Consider the following 19,282-nt stretch of genomic DNA (forward strand, 5'->3'; position numbering starts at 1 on the left):
AAAACTACCTAACTATTGATCATTAATAATCAATCGAATTTATAAATTCTAGAAAAATAAGTGCCCTGAAAATGCATTTCGAATCCAATCCGGTTCGCCAAAGCGCAACACAAGTTGCGCTTTTTTTATGCATATAACCTCACAGGTCGAGGATTTCAGCGGATTTTCAACATTAAGGTATATCAATCTATATCAAGGTATTCGGGCCCCTTTTCGGGACACTATCTTCGTGGGGCACCAGCCAAAATAATGCGAATTGTAACATTTAGAAAGAGCGATTCTTCACCGCTTAAGTTCTTTTCATGACAACTAAACAAAATTTAGCCATTCTTTTTTTCCTCAAAAGGGGCAAAAGCACCAATCTATTTTCGAATCACAATTGACGGGTTTAAAAGAATAAATTTTATCCCCCACTGATGTCCCCCACATCCTCGCTGTCCTTGACGCCATCGGCAACTCTTTTCAACACAGACGCTCCGTTCCCCTCCCGTAATCCTATTTGAACCAACTTAACCGCGTACACATATCTAATTCGTCCTCCGCTCCGCTCCAGCCGCATAAAACCACCCGCCGCAAACATTTGACTAAATCAATCAACTCCTGTATTTTCTCGTACTATGTGCGTTACGATTAAAATATCTCTCCGTACCTCCCCTCATTATATATACCCCCAAACACCATCCTCTAACTACCAAATCCTGTCGTACTGGTATTCTTGATATAACTCCTCACCACCACCTGAGAATGCAGGAATTTCATCACTACAACGCCGACTTTCATACCTTTGCGATATCAGCTGATATAACCTTATTACCTCCAGCTACCATACAATGTGGCCAATGCCAGCATCATACATTTACGAAACCGGATCCTGGCAACTCCCCAACTCTAGCACAGCATGTAACCATAATACTCCCCATCCCTGAAATATCAATACTTCCATCCTCCTACATACACCCAATATCCAAATTTAACCCTTACATTTGCAACAATGATTCATTTATAAGTGAAAGTGTTACCTAAATATCACCGCCTCACTGCCGCTATCATCCTGGTGCTTTACGGCTTTATTATAACGCCCGCAACGTTATGGCATAACCATGCTCACCCACAGGAATTACTGCCATCCCAAACAGGTAAAAACCAATCAAAATTTACCCATTCCTGTATCATATGCGGACATGCCTACACACCATACATCGACATTCATCAACACCATTCCCCCCTCCTCGCCATTAACACTTTTGAATATCAACCATCAGATATAACCAATTCTTCGACAAACAGCATCCTCAATTATAACAACCGGGGCTCTCCGGTTGCCTAAGTTATTTAGCAGCTAAATCTTTTGTCCGCACCCAGATGTCGGAGCGGAAAACTATTGCGTAAAAATAAATCACACTATATGTCAGTCATATTAGAAGCCGTAAACCTTACCAAAGAATACCAACAATATACAGCCCTTAGGCAACTGTCCCTGACCATCAATGCTGGCGAAGTATTCTGTCTCCTCGGACAAAACGGAGCAGGAAAAACTACCACCATTAATCTTTTCCTTGGCTTCCTCGCTCCATCATCCGGTAAAGCTATCATCAAAGGGGTGGAAGTCAGGCCTAATAATGCAGCTACTAAAAAGATGGTGGCATATATCCCTGAAGTGGTACAATTATATAGCAACCTCACAGGACTGGAAAATCTTGATTTCTTTAGCAGACTCGCCGGTTTCTCTTATTCAAAAGACGCTTTGACAGCCTTTCTACTAAAAGCAGGCCTTCAACAGGAAGTACATAAAAAACACCTAAGTACCTATAGCAAAGGTATGCGTCAGAAAGTAGGTATCGCAATCGCCCTGTCAAAAAATGCAGATGCAATCTTTATGGATGAACCTACAAGCGGACTGGATCCTAAAGCCACCAATGAATTTACTGCTGTTTGTAAGGAACTGGCCGCAGAGGGCAGAACCATCTTCATGGCCACACACGACATCTTCAATGCTGTTAATGTAGGCTCCCGTATCGGCATCATGAAACAAGGCAGTCTCGTCCACACCGTAAGTTGCAGTGGAATATCTGCCGAAGAATTACAAAAACTATATCTCGAAACTATATAACCATCAATGAATCAGATAAAAGTCATTGCCAGTCAATTTCTGAAGGTAACACTCCGGAGTAATGCACTGGCCGCTATATATATCTTGTCGCTGGTGTTCATCACTTTCGCTGCATTCACAGGCTACAAAACTTATACAGCCCAGCACACAATGCTTACAAACTTTCAGCACCAAGCCCGCGAAAGCTGGAAAGCCAATCCAGATAAGCACCCGCATCGTATGGCACACTCTGGCTCATTCGCATTTCGGCTTAAACATCCTTTAAGCATGTTTGATCAGGGAATGGAAAGCTATACAGGCAACACTGTGTTCCTCGAAGCACACAGGCAAAATACAGTCAACTTCAGCGAAGCTGGCTTCAGTACCGGGCTATTACGCTTTGGTCAAATCAGCCTGGCAATGCTGCTTCAGCTCATATTACCACTTATTCTGTTCTTCCTGGGCTTCCATGCTATCTCACAACAAAAAGAAAACGGTACACTAAAAATACTGCTAAACCAGGGACCGGGATTTCGCACTTTGATATGGGGCAATAGCGTGGGCCTGTTTACTGTATCCCTCATTTTCCTTCTACCAGTGACCATCGCAGTCTGTATAGAGCTCAGCTTAACTGATGTAACTAAAGACAGCACGGTTGGTATCAGAAGTATCGGCTCACGCCAGCTATCATAAACAATTACCTGACGATGCGCTATCCTGTTTATGAAGCATATGAAACGCTGCTCAAACAACGGGATGGATATCATACCAAATGGGATAAAGATCCGAAGACAACCATACAGGCCTTCCTGAAACATTATCCGCAATACAGCAATCATAGCTGGAAGGACTCTACTTACCTGAGATATTATGCAATGCTGCAACTTGGAGACGACGAAGCAGCCACCACAAGTAGAGCCATGTTTAAAAAATTAGAACAGCGCCAGCAATCTGCCAACTACGCTGCACGTTTCTTCCCCCCTATGCACGCACAATTGCTGTTCACCGACTTAGCAGGTACCGGCCTCAAAAGGCAATTGCAGTACCTTGATAGTACAGCCGTTTTCCATGAAAGCAAACGACTGCAGTTCTATCCTCAGATATTTGATAATGCAAACGCAAACAGCGTGAACTGGTCCAGATATAAACCGGAATATTTCCTGGCACCGAACCCGGTCAACTGGCTTGCAATATTTACACCCTTCATATTGTTCATAACCACTTTAGGTGTAATCGCATCATTTGTCTTCAAAAGGAATAACATTCAATAAACCAAATACTCAGGATGCAATAAAGATTGACATCCTGAGTATTCTTCCATTAAAGCCTGACCCCCACTGTCACCCGGAAATTAATGGGGTCTCCCTCTACCATAAAGTAGTTCCTGGTATCAGGAATCGGGTAATCAGATCCTATATCTCCGGAACTGATATATCGCCTGTTTAGCAAATTATCAACTATCAACCGTACATAATAGGAAGGCGTAGTAAAATTTATACCCGCATCCAGTTTGGTAAAATCAGGCAGATAGTCCCCTTTGGAATAAGTTGCGCGTTTCACCTGCGTCACCTGTCCCAGGCTAAATCCAATACTTTGAAGTTTTTTCAGCGGGCAACTATATTGTACCCATGTATTAATAATCTGTTTCGGCGTACCGGGCAACTTATTGCCGATCAGCGGAGAACCAACAGTGTCCTTTGTAATACGTGCATCAACATATGTATAGTTAGCCGCAACCGAAAAACGGGACGTCACTTGCCCCAGGATGTCAACCTCAATCCCATCACTGGCGTACTCGCCTATCTGTCTCTTATACCCATATGCAGCGTTCACCACGTCCGTCATCAATACATTCTGCTTCACCGTATGGAATCCATTTATCGTCGTGAGCAGCCGATTTCTAAACCATTGCTTCTTCACACCCAGCTCTATGTCATTATTACGCTGCGGATCTACAGGCACCCCTTCAGGTTTCCCGGTTTGAGGATCTTTGTTCCGCCCTGCTTTCAACCCACTTTGTGGCACAAAAGACTGATCATATAAAAAGTAAACTGTCATAGAAGAATCAACCAGGTAAGACAGCGCAGCCCTTGGTGAAAATGCCCGTTGTGAATAGTCGTTCTTTTTCAAGGCCAGGCTAGGTCTGGCTTGTTGATTAATTTTGTTATTATACCACGTATATCGTCCCCCAAAAGAAAGCTGCCAGTGATTCAATTTTATGTTATCATAAACGTAGGCACACTCATACCTGGTATCATTCCCAAAATTACTTTTTGTTTCAGGCGCCATGTCCCTCACGGAATCAGCATTTACAATATAATTGATATGATCACGATAAAAGTCAAATTTATACTTGCCAAACTGGTTAGACAAATGATCTTTCCCAACCGTTATGTCTCCGCCTGCAAGTAATAAATGCTTCAGTCGTCCCGTCCTGAATTTTCCAGTTACATACAGCTGCGAAACAAATGTCTTACCTGTCACATCTGTATTCATAGCCAGTCGCCTGGTACGTCCATTTTCATCAAAAGAGACGCCTGTATAAGTTTCAGAAGAAAGCATATTCCAGGTACTGTAAGGAGCCTGGTTTAACTGGGATTGTAAAGTGAGCTGCCAGTCAGGATTAAACTGATGTACAAACAACAACCTTGCTGTACTGCTTTGGTAATAAGTTACAGGCAATCCTTTTGCGGCATTAAAGTTCAAAGCAATATCATCATGCAATGCATCTGCCTCCGATCTTATTTTGGTAATACTACTTCCATTCCTGGATTCCCCCCTGATAAAATCATATTCACCAAGGATGTAAGTACGCGGACTAAAGTTATACTTAACGACCGGCGCAATTACATACTTATCCGTATGCAACAGATCAAGATAAGTGTCTGAATGCTGGTAAACACCATTTAAACGGAACGAAAACCCTTTTTCTTTCGCCTGCGTACCGGCATCAATGGTAACACGGCGATGATCGAAACTACCCGCCGACAACTCAATATTCAGCAATCGCCTTGTCGGTGACTTTGTATTGATATTGATTGTACCACTTGCCTCTCCTACTGAGTTAATAAATCCGGCAGGACCTTTTACGAACTCCACGCTCTCAAACAATGCTTGATCATCCAACACCGCACCATAGCTAATACGCCTGGGCATACCATTCAAAATAGTATATCCACTGAATCCCCTGATCTGAACAGAAGCCGAGTAATCAAATGCGCTGCTGTTGTACCCAAAATACACACCACTGGAGTTACGCGCTACATCTTTTAATTGTAAAGCGCCCTGTTGCTGCATCAAGTAGGCATTCACCGATACAATATTCTGCGGAATTTCCATTAGTGGCTGTACCAGCTTCAATGCCCCCCCCAGACTATCGTTTTTTATCTGCCGGTCTCTTGTTCCATAGATATCCACTGAATTAAGATGCCGTAGGGAATCCTTATTATTCAGATGCTGTGCCTGCAAAGAAGCAGTACAAAATAGCCCGGCTACTGCCAGAGAGTAAAAATATTTCATTGCAATTGTCGTGTAAATTGTGCTATAAGAATGATTAAGCCTGATATAATTACCAGGTAAAAAAGGTTACATATATATCCCCTGTCAGGGGGAGGCTGATATAAAAAACGTGGTAAATGTTTTAAATCTTCTTCACTGAACATTTTCTGGTTGATCAGATAGCTGGTCATTAATGACTGCCACCTCTTCCGGAACCGCTGCACCTGCAAATGATAATCATCAAAATCCGATAACTCCGTGCCGGCCAGTGCATGTAAATAATATTGGGTGTAGGATACCGGGTTTACATATAATGACAAATGCAGTAAATGGGAACGCTTTTGCAATTGCATGTCAAACGCCCGCTCAAGCCTTTCATTTCTCCTCCCCAGCAAATCATTGTACGCAAGGAAACGGGGATTCCCATAAGCAGCAGTATCAGTAATTTTCCTAAGATGTTGATATTGGGGATTATAATAGTAGAAGCTGTCAAGCAGGACAGGTACCGGAAGCTCCCAGGTTGCTTCTTTCAACCTGCGTTGCGCTGCCACCAGGCCTGATCGTAAGGGAACAGGTGCCCTCAGATTCGTATAACTATTGATCGTAGCCGGTAAGATCCAAACGAAAAAAAGCCAGATAAAGCCAAGACAAGTAATATTCCATGTAGAAGACCTCTCAAATCTTATCACCAACCAGCAAACCGCAAACCAGTAAAAAAAATACCCACCCAGAAATAATAACCACAGAACACTGTTCAGGAAAGGAAAGCTACCACCTGCGGGCGTCATGATCAACCCGGCAGCTAACAGCAGAGCACCCAACAGAAAAACAACCGTAAACCTGAATACAAAACGCCAGAAAAATAAACGCTGAAGTCCCCCGGTATGTAATATCAATAATGGTATAGTCTGAGCTTCCCGCTCCCCGGAAAGACAGTTGTAATTGTAAAAAATGATCAGCAGGGGAAAAAGGTATATATAGACAAAAGCCACATCAAAAGTCCCTGCCGCCAACTTTTCTGCATTGGAAAATTCAGTAGCCTGATCTCCCGTTTTACTTTCCTTAGAACCGATAATATCATAAAAAGGATGGAGATCCCTAAGACCAATTGCCATCAAAGAAAGACCTGCGGGCGGGAACGTTGTATACGGCGGGTCCCTGAATTCTACTACCTGTGGAATGCCCGCCTGTGCCCTCAGCTGTTTGCCCGTTCTAGTAGTCGTATCCTCATGAAAACGCTCCACCATTGCAGTATAATGCTGCCTTTGTACCGTCTGAATGCTGTCAATAGCTGCCTGTTGGAGCCCAATCAAAGCCCGGCCATTTATAAGGCCATACATACCTGAAAAAAAAATAAAGGCACACAAGAACAATAATAATCTGCTCCGGGTCAACTGCCTGCTTTCAAATGCGAAAATGGTGAATACGAATGCCATATCAATATCCGGATAATCTTTTTGAAATAATATGAACGCTTGCCACCGCTATCAATATCCACACCCCAATCGCAGCAAAGGCTGACCAGCTGAGTGATAATATCTGCCTGGGAGGTAACTCCCTGTATTTGAAAGAATAAAGACTTGTGAAAAATGAGGTGTCCGCCTTATAATCCTGCCCATGCGCCGCCAGCTCCAGATTTAACTTCCTGATAAGCGTGTTCCTGTATACCCGGGCCTGTTGGTAAAAACTATCGTGGTGATAAAAATCGGTGGCAGAAAGTGCCATGGAAACCCGTTTTAATGCGATAAACGGATCGATCCAGCCTATCCTGGAAAGAAATACCTGTTGTTGCGCAAAAGAGGCGGAAATCCCCTTGTAATAGTGATCAAACACTTTATTCTGGTAATCCTCATGATACTGCAATAACAACCCGTCAGGATTTACAGGCAATTGAGAAACACTATCCACATGATACCGTTTCAACAGTGCATGCATAAATGAATCTCCCCGCTCATAATAAGGAGAATTCCCGTCGAACCCTTTTAAATACCCCTGCCTTACATTATCTTCGAAGACCGCTCTACTCTTCACCGGATATAATATAATAGACTGGTTAACAGCCACTTTAGGCATTATCACGAACAACACAACCCATACTATTACAGCACTGATATTTGACGCCCTGCTACTACTGCTTACCTGCGATATAAATACGGCAACCAGTGTCAACCAAAAATAGAAAAGCAGATAGGCAATCACCCACAAATACATCATTACCCCCGTAAACAGGAAAAACAGCAAAAATGGAAACAGGATGGCCGAAAACAGCATATAGTAAGCCCATACCTTACCCCAGGTAATGATAGAAAGGTTCCCCGCCTGCACCCTTATTAGCCGTAATGTTCCTCTTTCACGCTCCTCTGTCAGGGAACGGGAGCCTGTAATAAGAATCAAAAATGGAACAACAAGTTGCAATACCACGGCAACACTAAACTGCCCCAACCTCGCTACTACATTGCCATTTTGAGCATGACTGTAGTCCATTTCATGCTGCACATGCGCCTCAACACGGTAGGTGGTGCCGGAAAAATCATTGAGGCCAGGATCAAGTATTGCTTTTATCGTGAGTGGTGTAAATAAGTACGTCCCAAAATGCGCCGCATCATGGGGATTTCTATGCTGCGTATTCCATTCCCGTCTAAAAAGGTCTGCCGCCGCAAGCCGTTCTGCCTTCCCTTTTCCATATTGGATGCCAGATACTATCAAGGCAAGCCCCATGCTTATCCAGATGAACAGCAGCAGCAATATTGCCACGCCGCTTCTTTTTAACAATAGCCATTCATTTAAAATAGGTTTGCTAAGGCAGTACATAAAAAGAGGAATTTATATTGCAACAAAGTTGCAGATTTAATATTAATTATGCAACTTTGTTGTAATTATTATTTAACGGCATGATAAGAACGAAACAATTCCCCTTCTTCAAACAGCCGGATTCCATGGATTGTGGCCCAACCTGTTTAAAAATGATTACTGCGTGGCATGGTAAACATTTTCCACTAACCTATCTGCGAAAGATCTGTTATATCGGTAAAGAAGGAACCACTATTGCCTCGCTGAGCAATGCAGCCTCCCTACTTGGATTCAAAACCCTTGCAGCAGAGATCCCGGTAGACGTACTTGCTCAAAAAGTTCCCCTTCCCTGCATTCTTCATTGGGAAAAAGCACACTTTGTTGTATTGACAGAATTAAATGACCGTTATGCTGTCATTGCAGATCCTTCCCTGGAGCGTATGCTCAGGTTACCACACCCACAGTTCGTCCGCTCCTGGTGTACTACCGACAAAACTGTTGGCAGAGCCTTGTTACTGGAACCCACAACTGAATTCTTCGGACATGAAACACCTGCCGAAGAGAACACATCATTATGGTGGCTATTACCATACACCAATAAACACCGTCGCCTGTTTATTCCACTTCTAATGAGCGTGTTGCTCGCCAGTGGATTTGCGCTGATCATCCCCCTGCTTACCCAGCAGATTGTAGATAAAGGAATCAGGCAACAAAACCCTCAACTATTAATGTTGATCTGTCTAGGACAATTGATGCTTTTTACCGGAAGGACCATAATGGATTTTATCCGGGCAAGATGGTTATTCCGTATCGGGGCACAAACAGGTATCTCATTGTTACGTAACTATCTCTCCCGCCTGATGCAACTAAAATTTGCATTCTTCGACAACAGGCAAGCAGGAGACAATATGCAAAGGGTGACAGATAACCAGCGCATTGAAGATTTCCTGACCAATAATGTCATCAGCTTCGTCATGTCAGCTCTTACATTACTTGTATTCGGCATAGTACTTCTTATTTATAACTGGCGAATGTTCCTGGTCTTTCTTATTGGCGCACTACTTAGCATCGCCTGGGCAAAAGCCTTCACACAAAAAAGGCGATTACTCGACCAGCAAAAATTCAAAGTACTATCTGCCAATCAGCAATTATTACTTGAAATCTTCTACGCCATGCAGGAAATAAAGCTCACCGGCAGTGAGCAGGAAAAGCAGGATAAGTGGGAATCACTTCAGGTGCGATCTTATGAGCTCAAAATGCAAAGCCTGCAACTGGACCAGCAGATGCAGGGTATCGGGAACTTTCTGAATGAAGTAAAGAACATATTACTCACTTTCATGGCCGCATGGTTGGTCATAAAAGGTAGCCTAAGTCTGGGTGAAATGCTGGCCGTTACCTATATATGCGGACAACTAAATACCCCCGTGGTCATGTTACTGGAGTTTATGCGTGCCGCTCAGAATACACGCTTCAGCCTTTCAAGGATGTCTGAGGTATTTAACGAACCGGAAGAAGATGCGGAAATTTCACGTCGCCATCTTCCCGAAATCCCCAAAGACATAAATATCTCCAATCTTAGTTTTAGATACGGACAACTAAGCAATCCCCTGGTGCTTAAAAACATCTACGCTTTTTTGCCCGCAGGAAAGGTCACAGCTATTGTAGGAATGAGCGGCAGCGGGAAAAGCACGCTGATAAAACTACTGCTAAAATTCTATGCACCTGTAACTGGTACTATCCTTGTAAACGACATAGACCTGAAAAATATCCATGCTGCCGACTGGCGCAGTGGCTGCGGCGTTGTCATGCAGGATGGCTACATTTTCAGTGACACGATTGCAAATAATATCTATGCAGGTTCCACGATCAAAGACCAGGAAAAATTATACTACGCCGCTGCCATGGCAAACATGCACGACTTCTTCCAGTCAATGCCCTATGGATACGAAACTGTCATAGGTAAAGACGGCCACGGATTAAGTGAAGGACAAAAACAACGCCTGCTCATTGCACGCATGATCTATCGCGATCCTGCTTATATCTTCCTTGATGAAGCAACCAATGCACTCGATGCAAACAATGAACGAACCATCGTCAATAACCTGCAAAATTTCTTCGTCAACAAAACGGTTATCATCGTTGCCCATCGCCTGAGTACAGTCAGACACGCGGATCAGATTATCGTAATGGACAAAGGTGAAATCAGGGAAACCGGCACACATGAAGACCTCATAAAAAGGCAGGGCAACTATTATCACCTCATAAAAAATCAACTGGAGTTAGGTAAATAAAATCCACCATGAAAACGACAATATTCCCTTATTCAATGGTCCGACATGCCTCACTGGACCACCATCTACTTGACTGTTGGACCCATCCTCACCTGACTGATGAAATACAAATCCAGCAGGAAGAGCAGCAACTGGTATCCCGGTTGAAGGAACAGGTCTGTGAAGAACTCTTTCAAAAAATTCCACTGGTTAAAAATGACAAGGACAGGAAAAAGTTGATCACCTGTAAAAGACAAATATTCAACGGAAAACAACTTTCTATTGAATTGATCGAGCAAATCCAGACAATTACGAAAATCCCCACTCTTTCACAGTATTTCAATAATGTACAGGCAATACACGAAAGGCATCAACAGAACAACCTACAATATGACCAATTCCTGGCAAACTGTAGAGCGCATTTGCAACAAATTGCAAAGCATGAGAATTTGTTAAATGGGATTCTCCTGTCAAGCCCCCTGCTCTTTGAACAGCTACCTGCATACATCAATAAACATCCATCGCAGCATAAACACAAAGAATCAAAACTGGAATTCAGCCTGCTGCGATACATTACCCGGATGTGTTATAAAACATCCCCATTCAGTACATTCACCTATACAGGGACTATGCAATTGACTGAATCTCATAAATCAAGTAATCAACTGAACCAGGTAAAAAGCCAGCTAAGATTAAACAATCACCTCTTCGGTTACCTTATAAATATACTGAAATGGCATCCGGAACTGAATGAATACCTGTTAGTGAATATGAACAGTACAGCAGTTGAAAATGCAGGAAGAATAAAATTCCTGATCAACTTCAACAACATAGAATCCTTTCAGCAAATAAATAACAGTACAGTCATTCAGTCAATAGCCACCTACTTAACAAACAAAAAGGAGCGAACGGTACTCAGGGAACTCATTCATTTTATAGCAAGCCAAACTGATGTCCCTAATCATGCGACTATAAAACAATTTCTATTAACCCTATGCACTGTAGGCTACCTGGAGCTAACAGCCGGCATCTCGGGGATTGAAGAAAACTGGAGTAACGCATTGGTGCAATATTTTAGCCCGTACAGATCACTGTCAACAAAAATTGATCACCTTCTGCAGATGTTGGAACATTTGCACAATTGCAGGCTGGAATACCCCGCATTAACCCCTGCCGAGCGGCACAGGACATTAAAGCTCGCGGCGCAGATTGTAAATAATACATTACAGGCTATTGAACAACAGGCATCCTTCCCTGACACCAGCTCAAATCCTCAACAGCAAGCTTTTCAGGCTGCATGGTTCAGACATCATGACTTCAGCGCAAGAGAAATCTTCTATGAAGATGCCTATACTTCCGATCAGGAATCCCTTCCCGGTGATCCTGTGAAAAACATTATCGAAAAGACAGAATTGCTAATGAAACTACTCGCTCCTGCCAACACTAAAAGAACAGAAAAAGAAAAAATGCGTACCTTCTTTCTCTCCCATTATGGTCGGCACAAACATATACCAGTATTAACATTCTACCACGATTACTACCGGGAAATCAAAAAGCCAGAAAAAGAATCCACACCAACACCAGTGGGAGAAGATCCATGGACCCGGCAAATTCAGGCCATGCTCCGTACTATCATTTCCAGGAATGAACCCGTCATTCGCCTGACAGCACGCGATTTTCCGCCAACAGACATTGACAGCACGCAGCAGTCCAGAGGTATGTTCATACAATTTTTCAACTCTCCAGGCACCAATAAAATTAAAGGAGTAATCAATGCTTTACTGCCCGGCCTCGGGAAAGTCAACGGACGGTTTCTTTCACTATTTGACCCGGAACAACATTATTCGTTTCAAAGTCATAATGAGGCGCTCTACCCGGATTATATAAAAGCAGAAATTTCCGATGGTTCTATCTTCAATGCAAACATCCATCCTCCTTTACTACCATTTCAGATTGTACTACCCGGCGGCCACAGCGCCTTCCATGAAGATAACAGGATACAGGTAAAAGATATTGAAGTGGGATTCGACGTTGAAAAGAACGTTCTTTCCCTCTTTACTAAAGGAAAAAGGTTATATGCATTTGACCTTTGCCTGGAAACCATATCGAATCGCTCCAACCTATACCAGCTGCTATCCCATTTTAATCCGGATAATAAACCTTCGCTGCAATTCATCTACAAATTAGCAGATGATAATATCGAAATGAAGGAAAATATTACGCTGTATCCCCGGATCACGTTCGAAGAAGATATTGTGCTGAGAAGAAAAACCTGGGCAATCCGAAAAGAGTTTATACCCTTGCAAATTCAGTCTGAATCAGATTATGACTATTCCCTACGATTGAATAACTGGCGTAAGCAGCAGCAAATACCCGCGTATGTATTCCTTTTTCTTAGAAAACGATCAAAAAAAGGGACCGGCGGATCCAATGATGATTATAAACCACAGCTCATACATTTTCAGCAACCTCTGCTCATAGAGCTATGGAAAAAGTTGCTGCAAAGAGCCGGAGAATACATTTATGTAGAAGAAGCACTTCCGGACCCTTTCAACACCAAAGTTGGAGTAAAAGAATATTTGCTACAATGGTATAACTACTAATATGAAACCTTACTGGATATCTGCCCACTTGTTTTATAATGGTCAACTTGATCTCTTACTGAATGAACTGGTATACCCATTTCTACAAAAAAATCAGTACCTGATGACATCACCAGCTCCCTTCTTTTTTATCCGGTACCCTGAGGAAGGAGATCATATCCGGCTAAGATTGAATACCAATTTCCCGGATCTTGTCACCAGGGCACTCAATAACAGCGCAGCCACCTTCTACACTCAACATACAACACCAGGGAATTGCCTGAGATACATCAACTATGAGCCAGAAACAGATAGGTATGGTAACGATAAAAGCATCGTATGGGCCGAAGAACATTTTTTCCATTCATCACGCATTATACTAGACTGGATAAAGACAAAACCAGAGACAGCCTCCCTTCAGATGAAAGCCATAGAACTGCATATGCAAATGTTATCCGCGACCGGATGGTCACTTACAGACATGATCGATCTCTGTAATTATTTTGTAAAGGAATGGCTCACCATCTTCCATCCGAAACAGAACGCCGGCCAAATACCAGATAACATGTGGCTACAATCTTTTCAAAAGGCACTCGCCCCGCAACAACAAAAACTCTTCCCCACACTCCATGCATACTGGCAACAGTTACAGATTACGCCAACAGCGTATGAATATCTGCGGGCTAATCTAAGTATCATGAAAGCCTATAACAATACCGGCTTTTCAAAAACGAAATTGAACAGCATTATTTCAAGTATGCTACACATGACTCACAATAGAATAGGTATAAAAAATCAGGAAGAAGCCTACATCTTGTATTGCCTGAGTACTTTTTTATCACAAACAAATCTGTAACATGGAAATTATATTCTATCAGGAGATGCTCGCCCGCGTCAAAGCAGACATTCATGAAATGATCAACTATGACCAGTTCGGCCCCTACTGGCTATCTCCTTACTACGACCGCACCTCCCAAACTTACACCTACCACGACAACCCGGAAATTTTTAATGGTAACGCAGGCATTTGCCTGTTTTACCTGAGCCTATACCAGCTGAATAGAGAAACAAGCGATTTGAGAATTTCAACATCTATTCTTGACAGGATCCTTCTCTCGTCATATATCAAACAACCACGCTCCTATAGCTTTTATACCGGCATTTCCGGCATTATCTATACCTGCATCAAAATATACAATGCCACCGGGAAGCAGCACTATCTGGATAAGGCACTCGAAATTGCCCGGATGCACAGACCGGCGTTCACAGTTATCCGGGAGATGGACCTCCTCACAGGAGCGGCAGGCATACTGCTGGTCATGACACTGCTCTTCCACCATTCAAACGAAGCAGATATACAGGAAATAGTTCACCAGATCATCCAGCTGCTGATAGCAGATGCGCGCATCTCGAAAAAGGGATTAAAATGGGACCATCATAAACTGGCATTTGATAGTCTCACGGGATTATCGCACGGAGCAGCAGGCATCGCGTATGCATTGATGCAAACCGGTCATTACTTTAAGTACGATGGCCTGGTATTTATGGCTGAAAAAGCCCTGGAATATGAAATGCAATATTACTTACCTGACCGGAAAAACTGGCTGGATATTCGGGTAGGTGCCAGAAGATATAATCTGCATGATGCACAAACCTGGCGCCTGGAAGTATTCTTCCCGGAATTGAAACTGGTCAACAGCTGGGCCCATGGCGCTGCGGGAATTTCTTTGTCCAGGATGTATGCATACAATATTACAGGTAAACATGAATATAATCAACAGGCACAGTCAGGCATCCAATATTGCCTGGCGGACCTGGCAAACACAAGAGCAGATTACACGCTATGCAGTGGCAGCGTCGGCCTGGTGCCACTGCTACTCAGATCCGGGCAGCAACATTACGACGTCATCCATAATATCTTCCTGGCTGCCAATGAACTTTATTTCACCACCGGAGGATTCAATCAGTTCATCGAAACATCACCACAGGATGCGGGCCTCTTCTCCGGAAAGGCAGGAGTAGGATACATGCTGATTCAATTGCTTTCCGGTCAGCTGGCAGATGATATCATCCTTCCTCAACTCCCATATAGTTCGCATACAAAAAACAATTTGTTTACCAGGGCATATGTGAGCACGAGTATATATTCAAAATACTACCAGCAATCGCTCACCCGGATTAAACTAAAACAGGAAGAACTGAATGATATTGAAGACATGGAAGACATCATCAGCCAAAAAATCCCTGATATTGACAAGTCAACATTCACACTGGAAAAAATAAAGGCAAGAATATGGCAACAACACAAAGGTGCTTTGTGTTACCATAAAAAGATCTCGTTCCTTAAGAAAACGGTGAAGGATATTTTATCCCGGGATGATATATCATTGATGGATTCTACATATTACCTGCCTGATCACATTATATTATCTCAGGATAATAATGTCATTGAAATCAGCAGTAACGATATCAAAGTACTGGAAACAGGAAAATTTGTAACATTTATTTTATCTATTTTGAAAGAACCGGCTACCGGCCACCAGCTGTTTCAACAAATCCTCCGTGCCTTTCCTTCCAGGAAAGAAGATGATCAGGTGTTAAAACAATTCTTTCTCTTGCAGTTAAAAAGTTTGCTACATGCATGCATTATCGCAATATCTATAAAAAAGGGGGGTCATCTCTGACCCCCTTTTCCTGTGAACCCCATACCCATTAACACACGATAGTAGTACACTGTGCATGCGGCGTATCATCAGTATCTGTCGGCTCGGTATGCGTCGGATGTTCCAGTGCGCCGAGACCACCTGAGAGGCGGGCCGCCATTTCGCTGTCAATACTTGTTACAAAGCTTTCAAGCTGTAAATCTTCCAGGCTTAATTTGAGGTTCTCTGAATTTGTTTTCATAATAAATAGTATAAAAATTGAGGCCCGCACTTTTCTACAGGGGGCAGGCATACCCTGGTTGCAACGATGTTAATTACTTAGGCTTTTGCTCTTTATTTCTAAATCCTCGTTCTTAATATTCCGCTGAGCTTTTCTTACATTACCTGACAAATGCCCGAAATTCCAGCTGGCAGAAACTGCGAATGTCCTGTAGTATCGCTGTATCCTGTTCTGCTGATGGAACTGGTCTGTATTGATTGCTGAAATGATATAACGATACCTTCCATATGGATTACTCACAGAACCCGAAACAGATAAATGATTATGCAGGAAAGTTTTCGTTAGCCGCGTCACATGAATGACTGAACCATTACTCAATCCCTGGTAAGTAATAACCGGAGTAGCCCCATACACGGTAGAAGTCAACCGCCACTGCTCACTGATCCTGTAAGCAAGATTCACAAAACCGGAGGCAGACCAACCACTGTTTTCATTAAAAACCTGGTATCCTGCATCCAGATTTGCAATCAGTCTTAACTTCCCGCTGATCTGAAAGTTAACCCCGGTACTCAACCGCACACTGCTATTTCTTCCAATGTTCTGATAACTACTCACTGATACTGAATCATGCACAGCAACCACCTGCTGAATATCATTAGATGAAACGTTATAAGTCAGCATACTATGAAAGCCGGCCTTTGTATTCAAAGTATATGAAAGATCCACCTTATGCTGTTTTACAGGCAATAAAAATGGATTGCCCGATACATAGACATATGGATTATTCTCGTCAGTAAAAGGATTCAACTGGGTCAGTGATGGGCGTTCTACCTTTTGCGAATAAGTGATGCCTGCACTTGCATGCGGAAAGGCATGCAATATGGCAATAACAGGCAGTAAACTCGTATAATAAGTTCCACGCTGCAGCACCGCATATTCCAATCTCACCCCAGCCCTCACATCAAGCAATCTGGAAGAAAACTGCCAGGAATTATATGCAGACCAGATTTGCTGGTTATATCTAAACCGATTCTTGCTAACCGTATCATAAGTAGCACCTCCTACCCTGTCTATCCATTTCACACCGGCTTCCATCAGCCATCTGGTAAAAGGATGAGAATAGTCTGCCTGCAATGTATGTTCTTCCATCAGACTGCTGTTATACTGATTATTAGTCGTCAGTTCCTCCGGCATATGATGATACTGATACCCTATAGTAAACAGTTCCTTCTTGTGTCTCTTAAACCCCTTTTCCAAACTGACATTTATATCAAGTGCCCCTGAATGCAAGTATTTACTATTATAATTGTCAGTTGTAATACTATCCAGAACCGTAGTCCTTTGGCTATTATAATGATCATGACTATTATAGTAACTCATACTTCCAGAGAACAACAACAGTGAATCCATCTCATAACTCACTTCAGCAGTACCAGCTCCAAACCTGCTATAGTAAGTATTATCAGCATTCTGACTCAGTACTGATGTAACGCTGTTTCGCGTTGTCCGTTCATTTGTCTTCATCTTCAGATCCTGGTATAAGTAACCATATACATTCACACCAAATTTACCTTGCTTCAGTGTTAGGTATCCATGCTGGCCTGTGCCCACATATCTGTTGAAATTAGCTCCCAAACTACCGTTATAGCCATTTTGACGCTGCTTCACAGTGATGATATTGATGATTCCAGCCAGGCCCTCACCATCATATTTTGCAGGTGGAGTAGTGATCACTTCTATTTTACTGATGATCAAAGCAGGCATACTCTTCAATGCTTCTTTAGGATTGCGGGTCATTAAAGAAGAGGGTTTCCCGTTAATAAAAATCCTATACTTCCCACTACCATTCAGTCTGATATTACCATCGCCATCAACAGCCAGCAAAGGTACTTTGGCTAGCATCTCGATTGCAGATTCAACCTTATTATCGGGATCCGATTGCACATCATAAATAACCCGGTCTATTTCTTTCCTGACTAACTGTGGTTGAGCTTTTACCGTAATCTCCTTTAGCTGCCGGGGCTGTTCCTGCCCATAAACGACTTCCAACGGGAAAAGCATAAGAAGGATAACAACTGCCTTATAAGAGAACATCAAGGATTAATTGTGAATAGGCTAAACAAAGATTTATCATCTGGAAAGTTTTTCGTGGTAAATATGCCAAACAGAATATTGAAGCACAATTGCAACACAGTTGCGAATATAAGGCAATTATCTTTAGAAAAACAAGTTCATAAGCAAAATTTTGCAACAATGTTTTAAATAAAAACAACCTTCCCATAACCTGCCGCGAACGGGGACATCCTCCCCTACCTCAAACTAAAAATAACCCTGGCGACCCGTCGCTCATGGAGAATGGCTCTTCCAGTGCAGTTAGAAGGTTCGAAAAATACGCTGTCCTATACCTATTGGGTTATCAGCATTTTTAACTTGCAAAGAGCCCTTAAATGTTCATAAACCAGTTCGGGATTGGGAATTGTCCTAACGGGTTCCCCATAAAAGCATCAAGCAGAAAAAAGCCGCATAAATCAAATGATTTACGCGGCTTTCCCGTTTTCTGGCTATAATGTTTACCCAATTCAAACAACGCTTTGAGATTGTTGAGGGCTATGCACTCTTAGCTTATCTACCTCAAGTTTATGCAACTGTGTTTCCAGATCCATTCTAACCTCGTTGTATGCCGGATCATAGGCAAGGTTGGTATATTCTGATGGATCGTTTACCAAATCGTATAGTTCATATTCGTTGTAATAAGCTCCCGAAGCATCAAAATAATAGCTATACTTCCATTTCTCTGTACGGATACATCGGATTCGATTTGCAGCATTTACCACAGACCATTGGCTATTGGAACCTGCTTTTGTATCATCGTATGTAAACAATATACTATTCTGTACTGGTGTACCATCCGCCATAATTGGTAACAAGCTTGTGCCTGCAAGTCCGGCAGGAGCGTTTGATACATTAGCTATCTCCATAAACGTAGGCATGATGTCGACCAGCGTGGCCAGGGCCATAGATTGTTGAATGGGGTGGTCTGAAAATAAAACAGGATTGGATATAACCAGTGGAACACGCAATGCTTCTTCGTAAGCTACAAAGGTTTTCTGACGCAGTCCCCCATGTGCAAGTCCCATTTCTCCATGGTCAGAGGTGTAGGTCACGATAGC

The 19,282-nt window shown here is 42.7% G+C and carries 13 protein-coding genes; 7 read left to right on the plus strand and 6 right to left on the minus strand.

The features are described from left to right. Positions 1–1,405: 1,405 nt before the first annotated feature. Genes BW716_RS15435 through BW716_RS15445 form a run of 3 tightly spaced genes read left to right on the plus strand, consistent with a single transcriptional unit; the run spans position 1,406 to position 3,360 of the window. Positions 1,406–2,110, plus strand: coding sequence for an ABC transporter ATP-binding protein (locus BW716_RS15435; RefSeq protein WP_083723559.1), 705 nt, complete (start codon positions 1,406–1,408; stop codon positions 2,108–2,110). 6 nt (positions 2,111–2,116) lie between these two features. Continuing rightward, on the plus strand, positions 2,117–2,782 hold the full coding sequence (locus tag BW716_RS15440) for an ABC transporter permease subunit (protein ID WP_083723561.1): 666 nt from the start codon (positions 2,117–2,119) through the stop codon (positions 2,780–2,782). A 14-nt stretch (positions 2,783–2,796) separates the two neighbouring features. Beyond that, complete coding sequence (locus tag BW716_RS15445; protein WP_083723563.1) at positions 2,797–3,360, plus strand: DUF3526 domain-containing protein; 564 nt, start codon at positions 2,797–2,799, stop codon at positions 3,358–3,360. Positions 3,361–3,409: 49 nt separating this feature from the next. Here the strand turns inward: BW716_RS15445 and BW716_RS15450 are convergent, their stop codons facing one another. Genes BW716_RS15450 through BW716_RS15460 form a run of 3 tightly spaced genes read right to left on the minus strand, consistent with a single transcriptional unit; the run spans position 3,410 to position 8,359 of the window. Continuing rightward, positions 3,410–5,608 (minus strand): TonB-dependent siderophore receptor, encoded by a 2,199-nt coding sequence (locus BW716_RS15450; RefSeq protein ID WP_083723565.1) that lies wholly within the window; start codon positions 5,606–5,608, stop codon positions 3,410–3,412. Then, a complete protein-coding gene (locus BW716_RS15455; protein WP_083723567.1) occupies positions 5,605–7,023 on the minus strand; it encodes a DUF3526 domain-containing protein in 1,419 nt (472 codons plus the stop codon). The genes BW716_RS15450 and BW716_RS15455 overlap by 4 nt, the downstream gene beginning before the upstream one ends. 1 nt (position 7,024) lies before the next feature. Beyond that, positions 7,025–8,359, minus strand: a complete 1,335-nt coding sequence (locus tag BW716_RS15460) for a DUF3526 domain-containing protein (RefSeq protein WP_220388767.1) — start codon at positions 8,357–8,359, stop codon at positions 7,025–7,027. 119 nt (positions 8,360–8,478) lie between these two features. Here BW716_RS15460 and BW716_RS15465 point away from each other — a divergent pair, with 119 nt between their 5' ends. Genes BW716_RS15465 through BW716_RS15480 form a run of 4 tightly spaced genes read left to right on the plus strand, consistent with a single transcriptional unit; the run spans position 8,479 to position 15,913 of the window. Further along, positions 8,479–10,668: a peptidase domain-containing ABC transporter gene (locus BW716_RS15465; protein WP_083723571.1), complete on the plus strand. Its 2,190-nt coding sequence runs from the start codon at positions 8,479–8,481 to the stop codon at positions 10,666–10,668. Positions 10,669–10,676: 8 nt separating this feature from the next. Then, the gene (locus tag BW716_RS15470) at positions 10,677–13,250 is read left to right on the plus strand and encodes a lantibiotic dehydratase (protein ID WP_083723573.1); all 2,574 of its coding nucleotides are present in this window, start codon (positions 10,677–10,679) and stop codon (positions 13,248–13,250) included. 1 nt (position 13,251) lies between these two features. After that, positions 13,252–14,085, plus strand: coding sequence for a thiopeptide-type bacteriocin biosynthesis protein (locus BW716_RS15475; protein ID WP_083723575.1), 834 nt, complete (start codon positions 13,252–13,254; stop codon positions 14,083–14,085). A 1-nt stretch (position 14,086) separates the two neighbouring features. Continuing rightward, positions 14,087–15,913: a lanthionine synthetase LanC family protein gene (locus BW716_RS15480; RefSeq protein ID WP_083723577.1), complete on the plus strand. Its 1,827-nt coding sequence runs from the start codon at positions 14,087–14,089 to the stop codon at positions 15,911–15,913. A 28-nt stretch (positions 15,914–15,941) separates the two neighbouring features. Here the strand turns inward: BW716_RS15480 and BW716_RS15485 are convergent, their stop codons facing one another. The 3 genes from BW716_RS15485 to BW716_RS37650 form a co-directional block, all read right to left on the minus strand. Beyond that, positions 15,942–16,133 carry a pinensin family lanthipeptide gene (locus BW716_RS15485; RefSeq protein WP_083723579.1) on the minus strand — a complete coding sequence of 64 codons (192 nt, stop codon included), beginning with the start codon at positions 16,131–16,133 and terminating at the stop codon, positions 15,942–15,944. A gap of 69 nt (positions 16,134–16,202) precedes the next feature. Then, on the minus strand, positions 16,203–18,173 hold the full coding sequence (locus tag BW716_RS15490; protein ID WP_179091152.1) for an outer membrane beta-barrel protein: 1,971 nt from the start codon (positions 18,171–18,173) through the stop codon (positions 16,203–16,205). A gap of 518 nt (positions 18,174–18,691) precedes the next feature. Then, positions 18,692–19,282: sulfatase/phosphatase domain-containing protein (locus BW716_RS37650; RefSeq protein WP_220388768.1), on the minus strand; the 591-nt coding region annotated here is incomplete at its 5' end.

The sequence above is a fragment of the [Flexibacter] sp. ATCC 35208 genome (genome assembly GCF_001975825.1).
GTDB lineage: Bacteria > Bacteroidota > Bacteroidia > Chitinophagales > Chitinophagaceae > Chitinophaga.

Excerpts from the sequence above, each read along its gene's own strand:
- BW716_RS15470 (WP_083723573.1), top strand. The coding sequence starts at position 10,677 with ATGAAAACGACAATATTCCCTTATTCAATGGTCCGACATGCCTCACTG.
- BW716_RS15465 (WP_083723571.1), top strand. The coding sequence starts at position 8,479 with ATGATAAGAACGAAACAATTCCCCTTCTTCAAACAGCCGGATTCCATG.
- BW716_RS15455 (WP_083723567.1), bottom strand. The coding sequence starts at position 7,023 with ATGGCATTCGTATTCACCATTTTCGCATTTGAAAGCAGGCAGTTGACC.
- BW716_RS15445 (WP_083723563.1), top strand. The coding sequence starts at position 2,797 with ATGCGCTATCCTGTTTATGAAGCATATGAAACGCTGCTCAAACAACGG.
- BW716_RS15485 (WP_083723579.1), bottom strand. The coding sequence starts at position 16,133 with ATGAAAACAAATTCAGAGAACCTCAAATTAAGCCTGGAAGATTTACAG.
- BW716_RS15435 (WP_083723559.1), top strand. The coding sequence starts at position 1,406 with ATGTCAGTCATATTAGAAGCCGTAAACCTTACCAAAGAATACCAACAA.
- BW716_RS15440 (WP_083723561.1), top strand. The coding sequence starts at position 2,117 with ATGAATCAGATAAAAGTCATTGCCAGTCAATTTCTGAAGGTAACACTC.
- BW716_RS15450 (WP_083723565.1), bottom strand. The coding sequence starts at position 5,608 with ATGAAATATTTTTACTCTCTGGCAGTAGCCGGGCTATTTTGTACTGCT.
- BW716_RS15475 (WP_083723575.1), top strand. The coding sequence starts at position 13,252 with ATGAAACCTTACTGGATATCTGCCCACTTGTTTTATAATGGTCAACTT.
- BW716_RS15480 (WP_083723577.1), top strand. The coding sequence starts at position 14,087 with ATGGAAATTATATTCTATCAGGAGATGCTCGCCCGCGTCAAAGCAGAC.
- BW716_RS15490 (WP_179091152.1), bottom strand. The coding sequence starts at position 18,173 with ATGCTTTTCCCGTTGGAAGTCGTTTATGGGCAGGAACAGCCCCGGCAG.